Genomic DNA, 23,652 nt, shown 5'->3' on the forward strand with positions numbered 1-23,652 from the left:
TCCGCTGATATGCTGGCACGGCAGAAAAACGCTTCATCTTAAACGTCGCATATTCGAGATATCAGCACATTTTAATCACTTCATATTTGGCTAACTCTTTATGCGACTTGGCGTCATAAGCATGGACGGTGCAAACAAGGCACGAATCATAGCTTTGGGCAATATGAGCCAATTCAACCGGATCTTCCGGATTTTTAATAGGTACTCCGATCATCGCTGTTTCGATAGGTCCTCGCTGGCCATGACGATCTCGCGGTCCAATGTTCCATGCTGTCGGAGTGATGACTTGATAATTTTCAATTTTTCCATCTTTAATTTGAATCCAATCAGCCAAAGCGCCGCGCGCCGCTTCCGTCGCTCCGAATCCGCGCCCTTCAGGCAATTCTTTCGGCTTGATATAAAACTTCTCGTTTAAATCGATTTGCTTCAACCATTCCTTCATGCGCAAATAATATTTCGCGGCTTCGTGAAGGCGAGCCAACACACGAACCATCACGCTTGGTCCGATTTCTTTAATCATATTCAAAAAGAGAGGATCATAATCTTGCCACTCCTCAGCACCAGGACGACCAGCGATTACTTGGCGGGCCAACGGGCCTACCTCCAGCGGAGTTTCTCCAATGCCCGGAATATCATAACGCGGCGCTTTAGCAAACGTATATTTCCCTTCTTTTCGTCCTTCGATCGGATCCACCGGATCGGTTAATCCCTCAAACGGATGGTAAGAACCGCTGCCGCGATAGAAAGAATGGGTGTGGTCCTCCCGTATCCGTGCTTGGTCAAAATCATGGAACTTTTCTCCATCAAATATTCCGGAACGGGAAATCAGCGCAGCGTTGCGTCCTGCAATCGTCGGATAGCGGTATCGCTGTGGATTGAAAAAGCTTCCAGCAGCTAAATAGCGGCCCGGACCCGCTCCGTATTTGTCCAATCCGATTTCCATGCTGTAGCGAATGAATAGGCCAAGATCGGAATCGCGGTGCTCCGGCTTCTCATCCAACCATGCAAGAACATCGTCCCAAGTCTTGTTTTCCAACCAGCGTTCAGCGGAACAACCAAGAAGAATTTTCTCCAACCAGTTTTCCCGATAATATTCCAGAATCGAGATAGAGCGAGTAATATCGGACAATGTCGGCGCGCTGACAACTCCCCCAGGAACCATGAAGCTAGAATGCGGCCATTGACCGCCAAAGATTGCGTAAATTTCCACTGGTTTAGCTGAAACAGTGACGCCAATCTCATAATGTTCTCCCTCAAAAGGAGCCCAACGACGAACCACTTCATCATACAACTTAGAAGAGGCGTAATTTCGATGCGTTAACCCAATCGCAAACAAAGCATAAAACCAACGAGGAATGCTTTGAATCGTTTCTGCCGCTTGAGCAATATTGCGGATGAGCGTCGCATTCGGCGGTACTTCCGTGCCCCAGGCAGTATCGAGCGCATAAACCGCTTTCGTGAGATGGCTTCCGCCGCAAATGCCGCAAATCCGAGGGGTAACAATCAAACCGGCTTGCGGATCTTTTCCTTTTAAAATCATCTCGAAACCGCGAAACATCGTCGCTTCCGTCCAAGCGTCCACAACAACACCATCTTCAATGGCTACTTTTACGTCCAAATCTCCTTCTACACGCCCCAGAGAATGTACTTTAATTTCCATTTTGTTCGTTTTTACAATCGTCCCTTGCTTTTTCATTCTCTTTAAGCACCCCGCTTCTAAAAGACATATGAATCTTTGCATATGAAAATCGGCAGTTTCTAACGTACAACATATTTTTTCTGTACACCTTTGCGTATACAGTTTACTTTTGTTCCGTTAAGTATCACCGACAAACACCTCGTTGGCGCTTCGATTCTGTCGACCCGGTTCCTACTTTATTCCAATAACGCAAATCGTGAACTTTCGCTTTTCATCACGGAACAAACATATCCTCTTTCGCCCACTTCGGCGCCACTGCCCGCGCCAATGCCGCATTCACAGAGTAGCTGAACGGATCGCTTCCTTGCGGCACTTCTTTTGGAATCGATCCAAGAACTTTTTGCGTCTTAAACACCGTTCCCGGTGCCAGATCAAAGAATGGGAATTGAGGCTCCGTACAGCCAATGCAAGGCATTCCTGCCCGAGTTTTGGAAGATTGTCGGTTCCATAGAATGCGGTTGCATGGCGAATGAGTCATTGGGCCGCGACATCCTTGCTCATAAAATAGGCATCCTTTTCGCGTACCTTGTCCGAATTCTTCAACTGGTTCTTTCCACTCGAAATACTGCACACGCGTACAGCCTGTTTGGGTGAACGTTTTGAAGAACGTTTGTGGACGTTGGAGATCGTCTAAAACAACGTCTTCCACACGGCCAGTAGCGATCGCAACAAGAATTTGCGTCACCCAGTCAGGATGTGCCGGGCAACCAGGAATATTAATGACCGGCAATCCTGCTTTTGAACGGAATTGTGTTCCGAGAAATCCCCCGCGCTCTTCTTTCATGTATTGAAGCCCAATCGACTCAGACGGATTCGGTTTTGTCGCCGGAATTCCTCCCCAGCACGCGCAGTCACCGATTGCAACAACATATTGCGCTTTATGGGCGAAATCCCAAATCCAGTCTTTTTTCGGACGATCCATGAGCATATCATAATGCCCAGTTCCGTTAGGCCCTTGAATAATTGTCCCTTCTACCACCAAGATATCCAGCGGGATTTCGTCATTGAGAATTTGCTCATAAAGGCGGCGGACTTGCTCGCCAAACTCCATCGACAAAGAGTGGTGATATAAAATGTTAATGCCGAAATCGGTCACTAAATCAATGACCGTCGGCTCTTCCGCATTTAAAAACGATTGGGTGTTTCCATTGCACGCACCGCCGTGCATCCAAAGGAGATTTACCACTTTCTTCACCTCCAAAAATATGAGCCTTTTAGACTAGATTGCGAATAAAACATATTCAATTTTTTGCCTCTTCGTTAAGGCATACGCGCTTTCCATCTGGCTCAATAGCTTTAAACAACATTCATTTATTGAATCTATACAGAGCTAGACATATGAAATGCTGATTTGTCCGCCTCTAAACGCGAGATCCATTCGTCGACCCCTTCTCCGGTACGAACAGAAACTTCGTGAATGCGAATGCCCGGCCGCACCTGATTCAGCGCTTCATAAAAACGCTCACGTTGAAAACCTGCCGCTTCCGCTAAATCAATTTTTGTGATGACCGCTGCATCAGCGCTATTGACAATGGTTGGATATTTTACTGGTTTGTCCTCTCCTTCTGTTACGGAAAAGAGAACAACGCGCTGGTTTTCTCCTAAATCGTAACTTGCAGGACAGACGAGATTCCCGACATTTTCAATAAAAAGGAAATCAATTTTTTCTAAATCCCAATCTTGCAACGTTCGCGCAATCATTTCCGCTTCCAAATGACAAACGGTGCCGGTTGTAATTTGGCGTACTTTTGCCCCGCTTTGTCGCAAGCGATCCGCGTCGTTTTCCGTAGCTAAATCGCCAACTAAAGCAGCCACTCGATACCGTTTGCCAAGGCGGGTGAGCACTTCTGTAAGCAGCGTCGTTTTTCCCGCTCCAGGGCTGGAAACAAGATTGACGACATAAACGCCGGCTTTTTGAAATCGCTTTCTCAACTCCCTAGCAAGAAGATCATTTTTCTTTAAAATGTTCTGGCGAATTTCAACAATTCGAGGATTCAAGGTCAGCTCTTGCATTTTCTTCTCCACCTTCCAAAGCGTACAATTCCATCTCTCGTCCCGCAAGCACTTGTCCTGTTTTCGTCCCGCACACAGGACAACGCATAGGAAACGGTTCGGGCAAAATTCGTGTTTCTTGACAGCTTGGACAGAAAACCGTTACGGGAACATCTTCAATGATCAGTTTTGCTCCTTCTAAAGAAGTTCCTTGAACGACTACATCGAAGGAAAATTCTAGAGCTTCTTTTACAACCCCCGACAAAACGCCAAGCTTTAAATACAATGCTTTCACTTGCTTTATCCCCGAAAATTCCGCTGCTTCCACCGCTAATTCCGCCAAACTATGGGCAATAGATAACTCATGCATCGTTGATCTCCTTCGATAAGTGTCGCGCAAAGTTAAGGATAAAATTAAGCGCCGGTTGCACTTCGGGATCACTTAATGCCCGCATCAGACCAATGATCCCCACTCGTTTTGTCCCCGTTTCTGACGCTTCTTTAGAGGCTTGAAACAATGAACGTGACACTTTTCCAATTATTTGCACCGAACGCACATCCAAAACATCGGATTTGAACAGCTCTTGAACTTGCGGAGAATCAAAGAATTCTTGCATTCGATGCAACGCGGTTAAGGCATGCTCAAAACGCGTGATATATTCTGGTCTGGATAAGTTTTGTCGCAAAAGAATAACAAGTTCGTTGATCGAATTAGCAAATTCTGGTCCGCGCCGAAGAAAATTTTCTAGCATATCTAGCAGAAACGTTACATTCTCCAGCTTATCGAGCAGGCGGATTAGTTGCCCCATCGTCCGAGGGTCTGAAAGCTTTTCAACCAACAAGTGATCAACCGGCGCCTCCATGACCGCTCCTTTCCTGACCTCCCCCATTACAATCCCTCCTTTTCGATCCCTAATAAAAAAAGGGAGCCGTTTTGGTAAAACATGCTTTTTTGTTTTTTAATTTGTTATCAATTGTTTCGAATAATAATTATAATAAAATAATTGGAAATTTTGAGATAATTATATCATGTCAAAATCCCATTTGTCTACCTAAACCAAAACTTTGACAGTCCATTGTCCTACATTGCACTTCTGTAACGCACTTGTCCCCGCCTTTGGCCTGGCGGGGACCTTCCACACGGCTAGCGAATTGGAATCTACACAAAGTAGCAGCAAACAATCGTTTCCAAATCATAGGCGGCAAAAATTTTTTCGCCGCCTTGCACATCTTAAAAAATGCATCAAAGTTTACTGCCATTAGAAGCAATTACTTCTTTATACCAATAAAAACTTTGTTTACGAATTCGACGCAAGTCTTTTAGGTCATCTTCAGTGCGATTCACGTAAATAAATCCATATCGTTTGCTGCAACCTTGATGTGTTGAAATTAAATCAATCGCGGACCATGGACAATATCCAAATATCTCAACACCATCTGTGATCGCCAGTTGCAATTGCTTGATATGATCTCTCAAAAAATCGATGCGGTAGAGATCATTCACCACATCTCCATCCTCAAGCTTGTCAAACGCACCAAGTCCGTTTTCTGTCACTATTAACGGCAAGTTATAACGGGAATAAATTTCCCGGCACGTTGTGCGGAACCCAACAGGATCAATTTCCCAGCCAAATTCATTTTTCTTAAGGTTTGGGTTCTCCACGCCTTTGTATACGCCTGGCTCACCAACAGTAATGTGCTGATCTCCCGTATGCCCTATGTCTGGCTCCCTTCCATTGCTTGCAGCAACCGTTTGCGATGTGTAGTAGTTAAATGCGATAAAATCAGGCTTTGCGCTTGCCAATATTTCCATATCTCCATCTTCTATTATTGGCGTGTAACCTTTTTCCTCTAAATAAGACCAAGCGATTGGATTATAGCGGCCATATACAGCGGCATCCAAATATAACCAGTTGCGGATTGCTGCATAATTGTTTGCAGCAAGGATATCTTCCGGTTTTGAGCTGGCTGGATAAATAGAAACAATATTTGGAGCTGGTCCAATTTTAGCATCAGGAAGCATTTTATGACACAAAATCATCGCCTTTGCCTGCGCGACAAACATATGGTGGTTTTGCTGGTATAAAGCTTTTTTTGGATTTTCTAAATTTGGATCGATAGTCCCAATTGCATCTCCGTGCAAAATCATCATATTTTGTTCATTTATAGTCAGCCAATACTTTACACGGTCTCCAAAGCACTCAAATAATGTTTTGGCATATTGTTCAAAAGCATCTATTGTGGCCCGATTGGACCATCCTCCTTGTTTTTGCAAAGCGTAAGGCAAATCGAAATGATACATTGTCACAATCGGCTCAATATTATATTTGATAAGCTCATTGATTAAATGATGATAAAATTCAATTCCCTTCTCGTTCCATTCACCTGTACCGTTCGGATAAATACGTGTCCAAGCAATCGAGAACCGATATGCTTTCAACCCCATTTCCGCAAAAAGAGCAATGTCTTCTTTATAACGGTGATAATGGTCGCTTGCCACTTTGAAATCCGTCGTCCCTTCTGGATAGTTGTCACGCATATCAATGACAGAAGGCCCTTTGCCATCTTCATTCCATGCTCCTTCTACTTGATAAGCGGATGTGGAAGCGCCCCATAAAAAGTTTTCTGGAAACGGTTTTATTTGTTTATGTTTCATGTTTTCTCCTCCATTCATTTTTCATTTATAATTTGCCATAACAGATCATTAATTTATTTTAAAATATTGCACTGTATTGGTTACAACGATATTTACCTGCCTCATAGGTTCTTAAATTCCGGCGTTTCCATCAGGCGCGCGAAAAATCGTTGTTTCGCTTCCCGATACGCTTCCATGCTTTTGCCTTCGTATGCCTTTTTCAATTCGTCGTATTCCGCCCTATACGCATCATTTGCAAGCAGCACCTCGCGAAATTTCCAGAAAACGTCGAGCTTGGAATCAATGACGGTTAGCTGGACACCTAGTGGCAGATCGAACGTATCATCTTGGAATGCCCGGAAATAGTCCGTTTGCACGCTTCCTTCGTTGATCGCATATAAGGTCGATAACTTCTCAACAGCAGCGTTAAACATTTCCGCAGGAACCCGCACTTGAATATCAAGGTCCCCTTTGGTGAGGCTATTGGGAATCGCCGTGCTTCCGACATGCTGCACATCTGCTTCCGGCAGCAGGCGCAAAATTTTTTTCTTCTGTTCCAAAAACGTTTTTTCTGCTTGTTCGTGAAAGTGGTTTTGCTCTAAAAAATGCACGCGTTCCATCTTGTTTCCTCCGAATCACAACAATTTTGCCATGTAATATTCATCCACATATTTGCCGTTTATCAACAGAGAATGCCGTTTGATCCCTTCCTGTTCAAATCCCATTTTGCGATACAACGATACCGCCCGTTGATTATCGGCGACTACCGTTAGTTCCAAGCGATGGATGCCTTTCGTCCTCGCCCATCGTTCCAATTCGGTAAATAGCAGCGTACCGACGCCTTTTCCTCTATGCGAAGCCAGCACGCCAATGACGATATATACCGTATGTTTATTTCTTCTGGCGCGTCCGCCCCTTGCGACTAAATATCCGACTAGCTTTCCTTCCGCCTCTGCCACCAATATCGTTGAGTTTTCCTCATTCTGCATTGCTTCGATTTGGCCTCGCTGCTGCTCGGGGTCGAGCGTTCGTTCCCCTGCCTCAAACAGCATAAACTCCGCTTCTTTTTCTACTTGCAAGATGAGATGCGCCAATGCTTCCGCGTCATCTACCGTCGCATGCTTTATTTTCATGCATTTTCTCCCCCCTCTAAATATTCCCTCGCTAAATCGCGGCTGAGATACCGCCCCATCGCCGTTTTTATCTTTTTAAACCCTGCTTGTTGGTAAAACGGCTCGTTTCCCGTCGTCGCAATCAAATGAACACAAGAAACATGGCGGAGCTGGGCAAGCAAATCTTCGACGATTGCTTTCCCGATGCCGCGCTTTTGAAAATCGCGATGCACAACAACATCATAAATGGCGGCATTAAACACGCCATCGGAAAGCGCGCGGCCGAATCCAACGATGCGGCCGTCAAAAAAGCAAGCGCAATGATATTGCTTGCTTGAAATACCTGCTGGATGACTTCTTCTGTATGTTTTGTCCAGCCAACGGATTCGTACACATCTTTCATTTCCCGCCAATTCGCTTTGGATAAATCTCTATCGATGTAAAAGTCCACTGCGATCCCCTCATTTTCTAAATCATCCAATTACATTTTCTACTCAGCAAGCTTTTGGGCGATGCGTTTGCCATATCTGGTCCCCAAAACTATGTATGATATTTCCAAATAAATATTGCCATCGCGGGCTAATCACCTTCTTTCTTTCGATATGATCTATTCGGTAAGCATCTGATTGTTTCCTGCCAATATAGTTGCATATGCCATTTTTTCGCCGTATTATTGAATACAAACAAAATACATAGAAAGGGTGCACATAGATGGCAAAACAACTGCCGCCAGGCCAATTTGAAACGGAAAAATGGCCGATTCTTCATGAGGGAGATGTATACCAGTTCGATGAACAAACATGGGAGTTTCGGCTATTTGGGGATGTAAAAAAAGAAATCTCTCTCTCCTATTCGCAAGTAATGGAGCTGCCAAAAACGATATCGACGATCGATATGCATTGTGTGACGACATGGTCGAAGTTTGATACAACCTTTGAAGGAATCGCTTTTCGCGAATTTTTGCGTTTTGTCGAACTGGAGCCGGATGTAAAATACGTGAAAATTTACGGCTACTTAAACGGGGACCGCTTCGGCTATTCGGCGAACTTGCCGCTCGAGGCGCTTATGGGGGATGACGCATTGTTTGTGTACCGCTGGAAAGATAAACATCATGACTGGCAGGATATCTCCCCAAAACATGGCTACCCGCTTCGCTTTATTCCGCCTGCATCGTTTTATTTATGGAAAGGGGCGAAATGGGCGTCAGGCATCCGGTTTATGAAAAAAGACGAGCCTGGATATTGGGAACAGCGCGGTTATTCGATGACAGCCAATCCGTTTAAAGAAGAACGATTTGCTGATCCAGCTGACACGTTTAAGTTATGGTGACGGAGCTTTCCAAACGAAAAACGAGGGCCGCTTCGCTCAGGAAGGGTCCTCGTTTTATTATGACTAAACATGGTTGACTGCTGTTTGTTTTTGCAGCCACTGGCTGAGTCGGGCAAACAGAAGCATAAAGACGACGGCAATCATGGCGCCTTTTACCGCATTAAACGGCAAGATGGCAGAAACGACGAGCGCTTTTGTTTCCGGAGCGCTCATTGCCGGAGCGCCTAGAAAGACCGTATATGCCGGCAGAAACACATAGTAGTTCAATACGCTCATCACCAGCGCCATGATGGCGGTGCCAGCAGTCAATCCAAGCAGCATGCCTTTTTTCGATTTTGTTTTGCGGTACACATAATACGTCGGCAAAATAAACGTAATCCCGGCCATGAAGTTGGCGATATGCCCGACCGGAACGCCGGTAGGGCTGCCGGCTATGAAATAATTCAGCACATTTTTTAGCAATTCCACGAACACTCCCGCCAGCGGTCCGTATAAAAGCGCGGCGAACAATGCCGGAACGTCGCTGAAATCGATCAATAGAAAGTTTGGGAATGGCGGAAGCGGAAAGTTTAACAACATCAGCAAATACGAGACGGCACTAAATACACCGATCAAGACAAACGCGCGAACATTCAGCTTTTTCATTTCCTTTCTCCTCCCCTTCTCGTGATTCATCCTCACAAGAAGAAGGCTGCCGCATGAGCACCAAATAAAAAACCCTTAAGTTTCACACTTAAGGGAGAAAAAGAAAGCTCAAAAAGCTCAAATAGACGTTCGAGCGCGCAGCATTCGAACGCCGGCAAACCTTCATCTTCTCCCATCCAGACTATACTGTCGGCTCCGGACTTGCACCGGATCGTGCCTAAACGGCTCGCGGGCTGAGAAGCGCATTGGCTTCATCACCGCCGGTCGGGAATTTCACCCTGCCCCGAAGATGAATCGTATATTTTTTATATGCGATTATACGTTTAGTATACAATTTTTATATAAATTCTGTCTACCATTTTTTATGCAACAAAGTTTTTTATTTGCGCAACATTTTTATGATAAAATAAAAACGGAAAAAGATAGCAAATAGTAAGGAGAGTGGCTAGATGAAACAGGAAATCATCGAACGCTTTACGAAATACGTTAAAGTCAACACGCAATCCGACCCAAACAGCAACACTTGCCCTTCCACTCCCGGGCAACTCGAGCTTGGAAAAATGTTGGTGAAAGAATTAAAAGCAATCGGCATGGAAGACGTGACAATGGATGAAAACGGATACGTAATGGCAACATTGCCGGCGAATACGGATAAAGATGTGCCAACCATTGGCTTTTTAGCACATATGGACACGGCGACTGAATTTACGGGAGAAAACGTCAATCCGCAAATCGTCGAAAATTATGACGGTGGCGATATCGTCTTAAACGAATCGTTAAACATTGTCCTGTCGCCAAAAGATTTCCCGGAATTGGCCAACTATAAAGGCCATACGCTCATCACCACCGACGGTACGACGTTACTGGGAGCGGACAATAAAGCAGGAATCGCGGAAATTATGACGGCGATGGCTTATTTAATCCAGCACCCGGAAATTAAACACGGCAAAGTGCGCGTTGCCTTTACGCCGGATGAAGAAATCGGCAGAGGTCCGCATAAATTTGACGTCGCTAAATTTGGCGCTAAATTTGCCTACACGGTCGACGGCGGACCGCTCGGCGAATTAGAGTATGAAAGCTTTAACGCTGCGGAAGCAAAAATCACGATCAAAGGGAAAAACGTCCATCCGGGCACTGCCAAAGGAAAAATGATCAACTCGATGAAAATCGCGATGGAATTTCACGGACAGCTTCCTGCTAACGAGGCGCCTGAGCATACGGAAGGATACGAAGGATTTTATCATTTGCTATCCTTCCAAGGAAATGTCGAAGAAACCATGCTTCATTACATAATCCGCGACTTTGACCGCCAACAATTTGAAGCGCGCAAAGCAAAAATGCAGGAAATCGCGGCAAAATTGCAAGAAAAGTACGGAAAAGAGCGAATCATGATCGAAATAAAAGACCAATATTATAACATGAAAGAAAAAATCGAACCTGTCCGTGAAGTCGTCGATATCGCCTATGAAGCGATGAAAAACTTAAATATTGAGCCGAAAATTTCGCCGATCCGCGGCGGCACCGACGGTTCGCAGCTATCTTATATGGGACTGCCGACGCCAAACATCTTCACCGGCGGCGAAAACTTCCACGGCCGCTATGAATACATTTCCGTCGACAACATGATCAAAGCAACGAACGTGATTATTGAAATTATTAAGCTGTTCGAGCAAAAAGCGTAACATAAAAGCTGGTTCCAAGCCACTGTTTGGAACCAGCTTTGTTTTTTAGCGCAGCTTTTGAATGCGCCCCTCGATGTTGGCATCAAATGGCTGCGGAAGCTGTTGAATATAAGCGACGAGCGCATCCAGATCGACCGGTCCTACTTCCCGGTTTTTTCCTTCTGTAAATACCGTGAAGTTATCCCCTCCATCAGCGAGAAAACTGTTTGCCGTAACGGTGTATTCCGCATTTGGATCGAGTTTCATTCCGTTTGGCAAATAAATATCGACGACTTTGTCTCCTATCGGTTTGCTTGCGTCCCAAGTATACGTGAGGCCGGAAATTTGCAGCATGCGCGTTTGATTCGACTGCCATTGTTGATTTAATAGGTTGCGGATTTGTCCTCCCGTGAGCGTCATTTTTACTAATTGATTGCCAAATGGCTGCACGTTATACAGCTCTCCCCATGTCACTTCCCCTTGTTCAATATCGGCGCGAATGCCTCCTGGGTTCATAAAGGCAAAGTCGGTTTTCATCGCCGTCCGCTGCGCATCGGCAATCAAGTTTCCTAAAGCCGATTCACCGCTTGCATTTTGCTCAGCGCTAATCGTCGTTTTTGCCGTGCCGATGGCTTGGTTAATAATCGGCGCTACCTTTTCTTCATACTTGTCAATTAGTTTCGTAATCTCTGCATCAGGCTTAATACCATCTTGATAGGTAGTCACGATTTCTGCTTTTTTTGCGACAACGTCTTTCGTTCGCCGATCAATTTTTAGATCGACATCAGAAAAAGCAGTTCCATAGGAATACGATTGAACAAGCAGTTTGCCATCCACTTCTGCATTTAAATATGCATGATTATGGCCGGCAAAAATCACATCGACTTCATCATCCACTTTTTTCGCGATTTCCACAATTTCTCCGCTCGCATTGGAACCATCTTTATTAGAAACCCCTGGATTATGAGCAAGGACGACGATGGCACGCACCCCTCGCCGTTTTAGCTGTTTTACCGCTTCGTTAATCGCTTCTGCTTCATCCGTAAACGAAACCCCAGCCACACCGCTTGGAGCGACAAGGCTTGGCGTGTCGGATAAAGTTACTCCGATAAAACCGATCGGCAGCCCTTTCACTTTTTTAATAACATAAGGCGGAAGAAGCGGTTTGCCTGTCTTTTTATCTATTACATTCGCGCTTACATATGGAAAGTCCGCGCCACGAAAATAGCCGGTTTTTGGATGTGTTCCGCCATAAATGAGGCGAAGCATTTCGCCGACCCCTTCATCAAATTCGTGGTTTCCAGGCGTTCCGACATCAAAGCCTAGTTTATTTAAAAATTCGATCGTCGGCTCATCTTGCAGCAGCGCCGATACAGGCGAACTAGCCCCAACCGCATCCCCCGCGTGCACAAGAAGCGTATTTTTGTTTTCCGCTTCTCGCAGTTTCAAATACGCGGCCAAATAATCCGCGCGTCCAACCGCTTTTCCTCCAACGTTTCTTGTCACATCAAGCTGCCCATGAAAATCGTTAATGCCTAACAGCTGCACATCAATATATCGATGTTGATGCGCATCCGTTTTTACTCCGTCAGCTTTTTCACCTGCAAAAACGTTTCCGGAAGCGAGCGTAGCCGATAACATCAATGCAGGAAAAGCCGCTTTTAGCCATTTAGAGGAAAATCTCATTTCATTATCGCCCCTTTCCTTGTTTTTCCACTATCATCAAAAATAATAGCGACAAACTGCTTATTTTCTGCTAAACTATTGTAAATTTTTTTATAAATTTTTATAATGTCTTTCCAGTTTATATAACATTCATTCGGCCAAGTCCTAATGTTGCGTCAAATCCGACCCTAAATCCAGCGAACTTAGGTCTCTGAAAAAACTGCTTTGCACGTTTACTTGTTACGCAAATTCCCGCACTTCATCCATTCATTGAATGATAAGCGGTTGCAACCTTCCATCATCGCTCGTTTGATCCTAACAATGCATAACAAAAATCACGAATGTAAAAATAAAAAAAAGGAGGTGTCTCTGATGGAACGGTATGAAGAATTCAACAAAAGCTTCATCAACGGCGAATGGATCGATGGACTTAGCAAACGGACATATGATAACTTGAACCCATATGACAATTCCGTTATCGCAACCGTCCATCTCGCAACGAAAACGCAGCTTGCCGAAGCGTTTGATGTTGCCAAACAAGCACAAAAAGAATGGGCGAACACATCCCCTGAAGAGAAAAAGAAAGTGCTCCGCAAAGCGGCGGAATATTTACGTTCCAATCGGGATGCAATTATTGATATGATCGCCCGCGAAACAGGCGGGAGCATCATTAAGGGGAATGTGGAACTTGATTTATCGATCGGGCTTGTCGAAGAAGCGATCAACATGGTGGATGAATTGACAAAAGTGAGGGAAGTTCCGTCGGAAACAGAAGGGAAAATCAACCGGATTTATCGCCTGCCATTAGGGGTCATCACATCGATTTCTCCGTTTAACTTTCCAATGAATTTGTCGATGAGAACGATCGCCCCAGCAATTGCATTAGGAAATAGCGTCGTACATAAGCCGGATATCCAAACATGCTTCACCGGCGGCTCGATTATCGCAAGAGCCTTTGAATACGCCGGATTGCCGAAAGGAGTTTTAAACGTCGTTCTCACCGATGTCGACGAAATCGGCGACGATATGTTAACGAATCCGAATTCACAGCTTATTAGTTTTACTGGTTCGACTGCTGTCGGCAAACATATCGGAGCGATTGCGGGCGGAATGCTAAAACGCGTCGCGCTCGAGCTTGGCGGTAACAACCCGTTTATCGTTCTTGCTGATGCCAATGTTGATCGTGCCGTTGACGCAGCAATATTCGGTAAATTTATCCATCAAGGGCAAATTTGTATGATTATTAACCGCATCATTGTCCATCAAAACCATTATGATGAGTTTGTCGAAAAATTCGTTGAACGGGCAAAAGCGCTTCCGTATGGCGACCCGCGCGATCCGAAAACAATCATCGGCCCATTGATTAACGAAAAACAAATCGAAAAAGCATTGGCGATCATTGAAGAAGCGAAAAAAGAAGGAGCGAAAGCGGCGCTTGAAGGAAAACGGATCGGCAATATTTTAACGCCGACTGTATTTGTCGATGTCGATAATCGCAGCAAACTCGCGCAAACCGAATTGTTCTCCCCGATCGCAACCATTATTAAAGCCAAATCCGATGATGAGGCGATCGCGATGGCGAACGATACTGAATACGGTTTAAGTTCAGCGATTTTCACCGAAGATTTAAGCGAAGGCAAACAACTCGCCTTGCAAGTGGAAAGCGGTATGACACATATTAACGATCAGACGGTCAATGACAGCCCAACCGTTCCGTTTGGCGGCACGAAAGCGAGCGGAATCGGGCGGTTTGGAAACCCGTGGATTGTCGAAGAATTTACGATGACAAAATGGGTATCGATTCAAAAAAAGTACCGCCGCTATCCGTTTTAGCAAGCAAAAAAAGGATGGCCGTAAAATCGAAAATACTTTTCAATCAGGCCTTTTTGCATTTTGTTTGCACACCTAAAATGTACAAACGAAAAAGGATGACGCACACGTTTGCCGCTCCAAGCAATCGTGTTCAATACGCAAACAGCTTCTTATTTCTCCAGTTGCCAAAACGGTAATACGAAAACGCGATTGCGCTGCTGATCGCAAAGCTAATCCCCATTCCAAGCGCGATGCCGTTTTCTCCAGCAAACTTAGAGCAAAGAAACGTCAGCGGATAGCGCAGCACCCAAAACGAAATAATGTTCAACACAAGCACTTGGTACATTGCTCCGGACGCCCGCACGATGCCGTTTAAAACAAAATTAATGCCTAAAAACGGATAAAACCAGCTGATAAGCCGCAAATATTCCGTGCCGAAACGGGCCGCATCCGACTCTTCAATGAAAAGGCGAACAGCCGGCGCGGCAAACGCGTAAATCAAAATAATAATGAAACCCGTTACTGCCATATTATACAATACCCCGTACGTTGCAATCGAGGAAACCCGCTTCCAATTTCCCTTGCCAATGTTTTGCCCGGCCATGCTGTTGACAGCCGTTCCAAGCGCGTGCGCCGGCAGCATAATAATGCTGTCTAGCCGCTGAGCTGCGCTGAACCCGGCAACGACGCTTTCGCCAAAGGAATTGACAACGCTCATAATCGCAGCGATTCCCGCCGAGATGACAGACATTTGCAATCCTGACGGAATGCCTAGCCTCAAAATCAGCCCCGTTTCTTTTTTTGTCGGCAGCTTTGGAAGCGAAAATGGAACGAGGCCGCGGCGCAAAACAACATACATCCCGCATATAAATGACAATCCTTGCGACAAAATCGTCGCATACGCGGCGCCGCTTACCCCCAAATCCAGCAACGAAATAAATATCGGGTCTAACACAGTGTTTAACACAACTGCCAGGATGACAAATGCCAGCGGTGTTTTGCTGTCTCCAAGCGACCGCAATACCGTTCCGATAAAGTTATAGCCAAACAAAAATACGATGCCAAGACAATTGATTTGCAAATATTCGCTTGCCTCGCCCATCATTTCTTTCGGCGTTCCGATCCAGCGTAAAATCGGCGCGGAGGCAAAAAACCCGAAAACCCCCATGATAACCGACAAGCTTGTTAGCAACACAATAAACGCATTGACATACCTCTTTAATCCTTCTTTGTCATTTTTTCCTTTTTGTTGCGATAAAATGGTCAAAGCAGCGTTATTCATGCCGATAATAAACGATAAAATCGTATAAATGACCGTGCTTGCCACCGCGACCGCCGCAAGGGAATCCGCTCCGAGCAAATTGCCGACCCAAAAGCTGTCGATAAATTGATAAGAAACTTGCAATAAATTCGTAAATATGATCGGAAACGAAAATACGATAAGCTGTTTGGCAATGCTGCCTTCGGTAAAATCGTATTGTCGCGCCATTGTCACCACCTAAAGATCGCTTGTTGAAATGGGAATACCCCCTTGAAGTCAAGGGGGTATTCATTATGCTTTTGTCCACTTGGATTGCAGCGGAATGCCGGCGGCTTTCAATGTTGTATACACTGGGCAGCGCGAATCAGTAATGCGCTGTAATTCTTCGATCCGCTCCTGTGATTCATTCGTTCTTACTTTGGCGTAAATCGTGACTTGTTGGAAATACGGTTTCACGTTTGGATCGCCCATCAACCCCCGTGTGTCTATCGTTCCTTGAATGTCAAATTCGATTCCCTGCAAGTCGAAATTTAACTCTTTCGCCACCAAGTTGGCCACGACATTTTCGCAACCGGCAAGCGCGCTTAGCAACGTTGTCAACGGATCAGGGCCTGTATCTTGGCCGCCCATCACCGGCGGTTCGTCGATCGTTATTGTATGTTGTCTAGAATGGACTACCGTTTGCATTCCTTTTGCGCTTCCTGTCACATGAAACGTCATTTCGTTTTTCATCGAAATACCTCCTCGCTTTTTATAAATTTTCTTTGCCTTTCACCCCGTTAATCGAGTAGCTTGCTGTAATATTGGCATTTAGCGAATGAGATACAGAGCAGTACTTTTCTTTAGACAATTGAATAGCGCGAATCACTTTATCTTCCGGCAAATCCCCTTCGAACGCGTAATGAATATGGATATCGGTAAACCGCTTCGGATGATCGCTAGCGCGCGTTCCTTCCACTTCCATATAAAACGAACGAACTTCAAGTCGCATTTTTGTCAAAATCGATATAATGTCAATCCCCGTACATCCGGCAAGCCCATGCAAAAGCAATTCCATCGGCCTTGCCCCGGAATCTTGCCCCCCTGCTTCTTTGGAGGCATCAATTGGAATTTGCACGCCTGACGCGCTTATTCCCGTAAACGACATTTGTCCGTTCCATGTTACTTTTGCTTTCATTTCCTTTCTTCCTCCTCTTTCTGCTCAGGCGATAAAAAAATAACATAAGATATTATCAAGTTTACTTTGTAAAAAGAATAAATGCAAAAAAAATACTTTTCCGCCGCTATGTTTTAGTTTCCTATCTACCGTTTTTTTTCATGCATGATAAAATAAAAACATGCATTGAATTTAATAAAGTAAAGGGTGTTAGGAGATTGATGGAAAAAGCGCTTATTTTAATCGCAGCTTACCTTCTTGGTTCGATTCCGTTCGCGCTCCTTGTCGGGAAAATAGGATATGGAATCGATATCCGCGAGCATGGAAGCGGCAATTTAGGCGGGACAAACACGTTTCGCGTGCTCGGAGTAAAAGCAGGGCTTATGGTCACATGCGGAGATATGTTGAAAGGAACATTGGCGGCAAGCTTGCCCGTGTTGTTCTCCGTTCACGTGCACCCGCTGTTAGCAGGAGTGTGCGCGGTCCTTGGACATATTTACCCGGTCTTTGCGAAATTTCGCGGCGGAAAAGCCGTCGCAACATCGGCAGGGGTGATGCTGTTTTATTCGCCGTTTTTATTCGTTTCCCTTCTCGTCGTTTTTTTCATTGTTTTATATATTTCTAAATATGTCTCACTCTCTTCGATGTCTGCCGGCGCGTACGCGGTGGTTTATACAATCTTCTTTACTGATGACATTCCGCTAATGATCGCAGTATTACTATTGGCGGCGTTCATTTTTTACCGCCACCGCGCGAACATAAAACGCATCATCAACAAAACGGAGCCAAAAGTCAAATGGCTGGGCGGAAAATAGGACTAATCTCATCTGTTGAAACATCGTTTATCGTGCGTGCGATCAAGGCATCATAATAACAGGCTATCAATCGATCGGAAAGGAGTTAGATCATTGAAATTACCAAGCGAATTCATTGCAAAAATGGAGAGGCTTTTGCAAGACGAAGCTTCTCGTTTTTTTTCGACATATCATGAAGAAAAAGCAAACGGATTGCGGTTCAATCCGTTGAAAATCGACCGAGAAACGTTTTTAACGCTCGTCCCGTTTGCGCTTTCCCCCGTGCCATTTTGCCCTACTGGCTTTTATTATGATGGAGACGAACAACCCGGAAAACATCCGTATCATGCGGCAGGGCTCTATTATATCCAAGAACCGAGCGCGATGTTTGTGGCTGAGGTGTTAAGCCCGAATCCGGGGGAAACGGTTCTCGATCTTTGCGCTGCACCCGGCGGAAAAACGACGCAGCTTGCGGCAATGATGAAAAATCAGGGACTGATTGTAGCCAACGAAATTCATCCAAAACGCGTCAAAGCGCTGTCGGAAAACATTGAGCGGTTTGGCATCACAAACGCGCTTGTCACAAATGAAACGCCGGAAAAGCTCGCGAAATATTTCCCCGGGTTTTTTGACAAAATTTTAGTCGACGCTCCATGTTCGGGGGAAGGCATGTTTCGCAAAGACGAAGAAGCCGTCCGGTTTTGGAGCCAAGCGCACGTCGAACAATGCTCCAGCAAACAACGGCGTATTTTAGACTGCGCGTACGACATGTTAAAAGAAGGCGGCATTCTCGTTTATTCCACTTGCACATTTTCTCCTGAAGAGAACGAACAGATAATCGAAACTTTTTTGCAAACATATGATGATCTGGAATTGCTATCGATTGAAAAAGTTCATGGTATTCAACCGGGAAGGAGAGAATGGACGAACACCGACTTGGAGGAAATCGAACGGACGGCCCGGCTATGGCCGCACTGTTTGAAAGGGGAAGGGCATTTTGTCGCAAAAATGAAAAAAACGGGTTTCGCCCCTTCATGGAATGGCAGCTATGCGAAACCGAACGTCTCTAAACAAATGCTCCGCACATATCGGCAGTTTGCACAAGAAGTATTGCAAATAGAACTTGAAAGACCGCTTTACGCCTTTCAACACCATCTTTTCGCTTTACCAGATCACTGCCCAAGCCTCAATGGTCTCAAAGTAGTACGAGCGGGGCTGCACGTAGGAGAAGCGAAAAAGCAGCGTTTTGAGCCGAATCACGCGCTCGCTTTATCGCTAAAGCCGCAAGATGTTCGTTTCTCTCTTGATTTGTCAAGCGACAGCGGCGAATGTTTAAAATATTTGCGCGGGGAAACGATCGAGACGGGAGAAGACCGCGGCTGGCTGCTTGTGACCGTTGATGGGTATCCGCTCGGCTGGGGCAAAGAAGTAAAGGGCATTGTAAAAAACTTTTACCCAAAAGGATTGCGAGTCCATACATAAAATGAGGGCAGCTTGCAAGCTGCCCGATTTTTTACGGATGCTGAACGGGAATCGTCAGTGTAAACACGATTTTATCGTGTTTTAAGTCAATTTTTTGGGCGGCAATTTGATAGCCATCTCTAAAGCGGATGTCGGTGAGCGCTACATAAACACGGTTCACGTTTGGATCGATGATGACCTCATCCGGCAGTGGCGCATGTTTGCTTAAATATTTTAACACATAAGTGACAGGAAGCTTCCAATCGTCCAATAATATTTCCGGATGTTGCAGTTCGACGTCCCCCCCTTTCACGACTTTCGGAACAAAGGAAACCGTTAACGCAACATCGCGACCAAATACCGGAAGCTTGCTGGCTACATATACACGGTCGTCAAGCCAAACGCGGTATTGCGCCGGATGGCTTCCCGCTTTTTTGCGTATATAATCATTGATCACCGTATTCAGATGTTCCTTATTGGAATATACCGTAAAAGAAGCTCCGTTTATTTTTTTCGGAGACGGTATCGATATCGGCTTCGAAGGCTGAAACAGCCAAGCACAAATCAGCACAATTACGGCGATATTGAAGATGGCTAATATCCAAAACAGCTTTTTCCAATTCATTCTTCCAATCTCCCTAGCCACAATTGTTCGTGTTGTTCCAATTGTTCGTACACACGTCTTGCGATTAGCTCATAACCGACTTCATTCGGATGAAATTGGTCGCTATATAATATGTCATCGCGGCCGTCAAATAAATCCTTCACATTGACAAAAATCGTCCGGTCATAACGCGACAAAACCGCTTCGCTTCCATTATTCCACAGCTCAATCACATCGTCGATTTCCGGAATGTTCGGAAGCGAGCTAGAAAATGGGTTATATAAACCAACAAGGACGATCGTAGCGTCGCGATTGGTCGCGCGGATCGTTGCCAAAAGGCGGTCTAGCCGCCCGGCAAACCGTTTTTGCTCCTTCGCAAATAAAGCGTACGATAAATCAAAGAAATGGGAGCGAACAATTTTCATAATATCATTTCCGCCGATGGTGATAAAGATAAGATCCGCCTTCCGGACTTCGTCTAAATTTTTCGTTACGATAGGATCGAGCTGGGAAATCCGTAATCCCCGCTTTCCTAAATTGACGACCGAAAGCGTCCGCACCCCTTTATGTTGTAACAATTGTTGGCGCAAGCGCGAAACATATCCGCCTTTTTGTTCGTGATCCCCTACCCCCTCCGTTAACGAATCGCCGAGAGCAAGCAGGCGAACATCTTTTGGAAAAAAATCATCGGCAACCGTCCGCGGCGCTAACTTCACTTCTCGCTCAGGCAAGCTCTCAACGTTGATGGTCTGCTTGGCAGAACATCCTGCGCAATAAAGCAACAATAAAAAAAGCAATCCCCATTTTTTCATTTTTTACACCTGCCCTCTCGAAAAAACGCGAAAAGGCAAAAATGCGCCTACATTTTTGCCTCTCTATGACGACTGCAAAATTTCGATATGCTCTAAAATTTGTTCGTACGGAACGTCTTGTGCCCCGCTATAAGTTTGCACGATCGTGCCGTTTTGGTCAACGAGATAAAAATTCGTTCCGTGAATCACCTGATCCTGATTTTTTGGTTTTTGCACAATCGTTTTAAAATTTTTCTCGGCGAATTGCTCGATTTCTTGCTGGCTGTAACCTGTAAGCAAATGCCAATTTGCTAAATCTCCGTCAAACTTTTTCACATACTCTTTAAGCTTTTCCGGCGTATCTATTTCTGGATCGACGCTGAACGAGACAAATTCAACATCGAGCCCTTTTTCCTTCGCCATTTTTTGCAACTTAGCCATATGGGCAGTCATTGGAGGGCAAACCGTTTCACAGTTTGTAAAAATAAAGTCAGCAACCCATATTTTTCCTTTTAAATCATTTAAACCAAACGGTTCCCCGTTTTGATCCGTAAATGTAAAATCGTCAATTGGCCAATTTTTTGCATCAGGAATCGTTTTTCCGCACGCAGCAAGAAGAACAATCGCGAGAAGAACGATCATTCGCTTCATCTTTCTTTTCACCCGTTTTTTCTGTTCTTTCGGCTCCCAGTCCCACGGCGTTGTTTCAACAACGCAAATCGGTGAACCATTCATAACTACCATACAATTATACAATGAAACGAGGAAAATTCCTATAAAAATCTAGAGAATCAACCATTTTTATTGGTGAAACCCTTAATCATTGCATAAAATTCGCTCTCGGTTCAGCGGACGTAAACACCGCTTTTTTACTGTTTCTTTTAATGCAAATTCCCGATTGACAGCCAGAATGAATTTATGCAACACAGCGCTTTAATTATGCAAAATTCCCCCACCTCTTTCCAGTGAACCCAGAAATTTCTTTTTACCCCATTTCTAAAGTATCATCTTTTTTCCGCCGTATCATCCGATTGATTATCGTACCAATCATTTGTGTGGAAAGTTTGAAAAAATATTGAAAGACAAATGAACTTACTAAACAACGTTTTACATTTATTCACACAACTGCTTAAAATGGAAAAAATAAAAAGTTGTTTTGCCGAAGCAAAACAACTTTTCCCAAATTTAAGCATTGTTTTTTAAAACATCAGTCTTAAAAATTTGCTTATACACAGACCATTTTAGCACTTTTTTCAAATATTCGCGAAACGAGTAAACCGTATGGACGTCGCGGGATCGATATACTTTGGCAATAAACGCTTCTAAACGCAACTGAATCATAAACCGATATGTGTTATCTTCCTCCAATACAGGAATTTCTATAATCTTCACCTTCTGCCCATAAGCATTTTTAAACTCCAGGCTTTTGAATAGCAAAATATCAATCCTCTTTTTTCACCGATTTACTTTTATTATACACGAAATCGGCGAAAAATCATGTCGGAAATGCGCAAAATACTTGCGGCTTTTTTCGCGCTTTTTTGCTAAATGAGCAAATGGAATAAATTTGGGTCTTTATTGACTTCTTGGAACGGAAATCCTTTTTTCTTCATGCGCTCAATGAGCGGGGCGTAATCTTCGCGGCGCTTTAATTCAATGCCGACTAACGCTGGGCCGTTTTCTTTGTTATTTTTCTTCGTATATTCAAATCGGGTAATATCATCGGTAGGCCCTAATACTTCATCTAAAAATTCGCGGAGCGCGCCGGCGCGCTGTGGAAAATTGACGATAAAATAATGCTGCAGCCCTTCGTAAATCATCGAACGCTCTTTAATTTCCTGCATTCGGTCAATGTCATTGTTTCCTCCGCTGACAACACAGACAACCGTTTTTCCGCGGATTTTATCTCTGTAAAAATCAAGTGCCGCAATTGGAAGCGCCCCCGCCGGTTCAACGACGATCGCGTTTTCGTTATATAGCTCCAAAATCGTTGTGCATACTTTCCCTTCCGGCACAACAACAATATCGTCAATAATTTCTTTACAAAGAGCGTACGTTTTTTCGCCAACCGTTTTGACCGCCGCCCCGTCCACAAATTTATCAATCTCTTTCAAAGTCACCACATGCCCTTGTTCGAGGGCGGCTTTCATCGATGGCGCTCCTTCCGGTTCGACGCCGATAATTTTTGTCGCCGGAGAAATGCTTTTCACATATGTACCAAGTCCAGCCATCAATCCGCCGCCGCCGATGCTCGCAAACACGAAATCAATCGGCTCTTCGCAGTCATTGAGCACTTCGACGCCGATCGTCCCTTGTCCGGCGATGACATATTCATCGTCAAACGGATGAATAAACGTGCGGCCTTCTTTCTTGGCACACTCCATTGCTTCGTTAAACGAATCGTCAAACGTATCGCCTACCAAAACGATATCGACCATCTCTTTTCCAAACAGCTCTACTTGTGACACTTTTTGTCTCGGCGTTGTCGCCGGCATGTACACCTTTCCGTGCACGCCTAATGCGCGGCATGAATACGCCACCCCTTGCGCATGGTTTCCCGCGCTGGCGCAGACGATGCCGTTTTTCCGCTCTTCTTCGCTTAAATGTTTCATCCGGTTGTATGCGCCGCGAATTTTAAAAGAGCGCACCACTTGCAAATCTTCCCGCTTCAAATATACGTTACATTCGTAACGTTCCGATAATAACGGATTTTTTTGCAGCGGAGTGTGATGTACCACATCCTTTAACGTATGATGAGCGATTAAAATATCTTCAACATAAACGGCTCCTTGTTTTCGTTTCAGTTGTTGTTCCATTCCTTCGTTCCCTTTCTTTCTAAGTTGTCTTTTTAATTTGTAAATTATAGCACAAATTTTAAAAAAAGAAAGGGAATTTTCAAAAAACTTGTAAAAACCATTCCTTTTATGACGGCTTTAGGTGTCCTGCCATTGTTTTTCCTTGTCTCCTTGCTTGCTTTCACATTTGTCTTGTTTATATAACGCGATTGGAATAAAATAAAGTTAATCTTTTCGAAA

At 44.7% G+C, this 23,652-nt stretch carries 24 protein-coding genes and 1 riboswitch; of the genes, 5 read left to right on the plus strand and 19 right to left on the minus strand.

Annotated features, from left to right (window positions below):
- Positions 1-61 precede the first annotated feature (61 nt).
- The 9 genes from MWM02_RS09985 to MWM02_RS10025 all read right to left on the minus strand — a co-directional run bounded on the left by MWM02_RS09985 (position 62) and on the right by MWM02_RS10025 (position 7,851).
- Positions 62-1,696: a nickel-dependent hydrogenase large subunit gene (locus MWM02_RS09985; protein WP_064553720.1), complete on the minus strand. Its 1,635-nt coding sequence runs from the start codon at positions 1,694-1,696 to the stop codon at positions 62-64.
- Between the two features lie 217 nt (positions 1,697-1,913).
- The gene (locus MWM02_RS09990; protein WP_244401913.1) at positions 1,914-2,885 is read right to left on the minus strand and encodes an NADH-quinone oxidoreductase subunit B family protein; all 972 of its coding nucleotides are present in this window, start codon (positions 2,883-2,885) and stop codon (positions 1,914-1,916) included.
- A gap of 134 nt (positions 2,886-3,019) precedes the next feature.
- Entirely contained in the window at positions 3,020-3,712 is a 693-nt protein-coding gene (gene hypB, locus MWM02_RS09995) for a hydrogenase nickel incorporation protein HypB (protein ID WP_064553716.1), read from the minus strand.
- Positions 3,678-4,061 (minus strand): hydrogenase maturation nickel metallochaperone HypA, encoded by a 384-nt coding sequence (hypA, locus tag MWM02_RS10000; protein ID WP_064553806.1) that lies wholly within the window; start codon positions 4,059-4,061, stop codon positions 3,678-3,680. Before hypA ends, hypB begins: the two co-directional genes overlap by 35 nt.
- Positions 4,054-4,581, minus strand: a complete 528-nt coding sequence (locus tag MWM02_RS10005; RefSeq protein WP_244401914.1) for a helical membrane plugin domain-containing protein — start codon at positions 4,579-4,581, stop codon at positions 4,054-4,056. The genes hypA and MWM02_RS10005 overlap by 8 nt, the downstream gene beginning before the upstream one ends.
- 353 nt (positions 4,582-4,934) lie before the next feature.
- Positions 4,935-6,347, minus strand: coding sequence for a glycoside hydrolase family 1 protein (locus MWM02_RS10010; RefSeq protein ID WP_244401915.1), 1,413 nt, complete (start codon positions 6,345-6,347; stop codon positions 4,935-4,937).
- Between the two features lie 101 nt (positions 6,348-6,448).
- Positions 6,449-6,946, minus strand: coding sequence for a GrpB family protein (locus MWM02_RS10015; protein ID WP_244401916.1), 498 nt, complete (start codon positions 6,944-6,946; stop codon positions 6,449-6,451).
- Positions 6,947-6,961: 15 nt separating this feature from the next.
- Positions 6,962-7,459 (minus strand): GNAT family N-acetyltransferase, encoded by a 498-nt coding sequence (locus tag MWM02_RS10020; protein ID WP_244401917.1) that lies wholly within the window; start codon positions 7,457-7,459, stop codon positions 6,962-6,964.
- Positions 7,456-7,851 (minus strand): GNAT family N-acetyltransferase, encoded by a 396-nt coding sequence (locus MWM02_RS10025; protein ID WP_244401918.1) that lies wholly within the window; start codon positions 7,849-7,851, stop codon positions 7,456-7,458. Before MWM02_RS10025 ends, MWM02_RS10020 begins: the two co-directional genes overlap by 4 nt.
- A 298-nt stretch (positions 7,852-8,149) precedes the next feature.
- Here MWM02_RS10025 and MWM02_RS10030 point away from each other — a divergent pair, with 298 nt between their 5' ends.
- Positions 8,150-8,767, plus strand: coding sequence for a sulfite oxidase-like oxidoreductase (locus MWM02_RS10030; protein ID WP_244401919.1), 618 nt, complete (start codon positions 8,150-8,152; stop codon positions 8,765-8,767).
- A 63-nt stretch (positions 8,768-8,830) separates the two neighbouring features.
- On the opposite strand, the gene MWM02_RS10035 is transcribed toward MWM02_RS10030, so the two are convergent.
- Positions 8,831-9,412: an ECF transporter S component gene (locus MWM02_RS10035; RefSeq protein WP_244401920.1), complete on the minus strand. Its 582-nt coding sequence runs from the start codon at positions 9,410-9,412 to the stop codon at positions 8,831-8,833.
- Positions 9,413-9,572: 160 nt separating this feature from the next.
- Positions 9,573-9,707, minus strand: a riboswitch (FMN riboswitch).
- Positions 9,708-9,861: 154 nt separating this feature from the next.
- Here MWM02_RS10035 and pepT point away from each other — a divergent pair.
- Positions 9,862-11,094 carry a peptidase T gene (pepT, locus tag MWM02_RS10040; RefSeq protein WP_244401921.1) on the plus strand — a complete coding sequence of 411 codons (1,233 nt, stop codon included), beginning with the start codon at positions 9,862-9,864 and terminating at the stop codon, positions 11,092-11,094.
- A gap of 45 nt (positions 11,095-11,139) precedes the next feature.
- Here pepT and MWM02_RS10045 read toward each other — a convergent pair whose 3' ends face one another.
- The gene (locus tag MWM02_RS10045) at positions 11,140-12,759 is read right to left on the minus strand and encodes a bifunctional metallophosphatase/5'-nucleotidase (RefSeq protein WP_064553686.1); all 1,620 of its coding nucleotides are present in this window, start codon (positions 12,757-12,759) and stop codon (positions 11,140-11,142) included.
- A gap of 351 nt (positions 12,760-13,110) precedes the next feature.
- On the opposite strand from MWM02_RS10045, the gene MWM02_RS10050 reads away from it, so the two are divergent.
- Complete coding sequence (locus tag MWM02_RS10050; protein ID WP_244401922.1) at positions 13,111-14,571, plus strand: aldehyde dehydrogenase family protein; 1,461 nt, start codon at positions 13,111-13,113, stop codon at positions 14,569-14,571.
- A 130-nt stretch (positions 14,572-14,701) separates the two neighbouring features.
- On the opposite strand, the gene MWM02_RS10055 is transcribed toward MWM02_RS10050, so the two are convergent.
- From MWM02_RS10055 to MWM02_RS10065, 3 genes are all read right to left on the minus strand, one after another.
- Complete coding sequence (locus MWM02_RS10055; RefSeq protein WP_244401923.1) at positions 14,702-16,039, minus strand: MATE family efflux transporter; 1,338 nt, start codon at positions 16,037-16,039, stop codon at positions 14,702-14,704.
- A gap of 63 nt (positions 16,040-16,102) precedes the next feature.
- Positions 16,103-16,543, minus strand: coding sequence for an OsmC family protein (locus MWM02_RS10060; protein ID WP_244401924.1), 441 nt, complete (start codon positions 16,541-16,543; stop codon positions 16,103-16,105).
- A 19-nt stretch (positions 16,544-16,562) separates the two neighbouring features.
- The gene (locus MWM02_RS10065; protein ID WP_064553676.1) at positions 16,563-16,988 is read right to left on the minus strand and encodes an OsmC family protein; all 426 of its coding nucleotides are present in this window, start codon (positions 16,986-16,988) and stop codon (positions 16,563-16,565) included.
- A 200-nt stretch (positions 16,989-17,188) separates the two neighbouring features.
- Here MWM02_RS10065 and plsY point away from each other — a divergent pair, with 200 nt between their 5' ends.
- Both plsY and MWM02_RS10075 read left to right on the plus strand, forming a co-directional pair.
- Entirely contained in the window at positions 17,189-17,782 is a 594-nt protein-coding gene (gene plsY / locus MWM02_RS10070; protein ID WP_244403614.1) for a glycerol-3-phosphate 1-O-acyltransferase PlsY, read from the plus strand.
- 93 nt (positions 17,783-17,875) lie between these two features.
- Positions 17,876-19,243 carry an RsmF rRNA methyltransferase first C-terminal domain-containing protein gene (locus MWM02_RS10075; protein ID WP_256462183.1) on the plus strand — a complete coding sequence of 456 codons (1,368 nt, stop codon included), beginning with the start codon at positions 17,876-17,878 and terminating at the stop codon, positions 19,241-19,243.
- A 31-nt stretch (positions 19,244-19,274) separates the two neighbouring features.
- On the opposite strand, the gene MWM02_RS10080 is transcribed toward MWM02_RS10075, so the two are convergent.
- The 5 genes from MWM02_RS10080 to ilvA form a co-directional block, all read right to left on the minus strand.
- Positions 19,275-19,847: a YpmS family protein gene (locus MWM02_RS10080; RefSeq protein WP_064553672.1), complete on the minus strand. Its 573-nt coding sequence runs from the start codon at positions 19,845-19,847 to the stop codon at positions 19,275-19,277.
- Positions 19,844-20,638, minus strand: coding sequence for an SGNH/GDSL hydrolase family protein (locus MWM02_RS10085; RefSeq protein WP_064553671.1), 795 nt, complete (start codon positions 20,636-20,638; stop codon positions 19,844-19,846). Before MWM02_RS10085 ends, MWM02_RS10080 begins: the two co-directional genes overlap by 4 nt.
- A 63-nt stretch (positions 20,639-20,701) precedes the next feature.
- Positions 20,702-21,268 carry an SCO family protein gene (locus MWM02_RS10090; RefSeq protein WP_064553800.1) on the minus strand — a complete coding sequence of 189 codons (567 nt, stop codon included), beginning with the start codon at positions 21,266-21,268 and terminating at the stop codon, positions 20,702-20,704.
- A 534-nt stretch (positions 21,269-21,802) separates the two neighbouring features.
- Positions 21,803-22,054, minus strand: a complete 252-nt coding sequence (locus tag MWM02_RS10095) for a YpmP family protein (RefSeq protein ID WP_244401925.1) — start codon at positions 22,052-22,054, stop codon at positions 21,803-21,805.
- Positions 22,055-22,161: 107 nt separating this feature from the next.
- Positions 22,162-23,433 (minus strand): threonine ammonia-lyase IlvA, encoded by a 1,272-nt coding sequence (gene ilvA, locus MWM02_RS10100; RefSeq protein ID WP_064553667.1) that lies wholly within the window; start codon positions 23,431-23,433, stop codon positions 22,162-22,164.
- Between the last annotated feature and the right edge of the window lie 219 nt (positions 23,434-23,652).

This window comes from Parageobacillus sp. KH3-4, from assembly GCF_022846435.1.
Classification (GTDB): domain Bacteria; phylum Bacillota; class Bacilli; order Bacillales; family Anoxybacillaceae; genus Parageobacillus; species Parageobacillus thermoglucosidasius_A.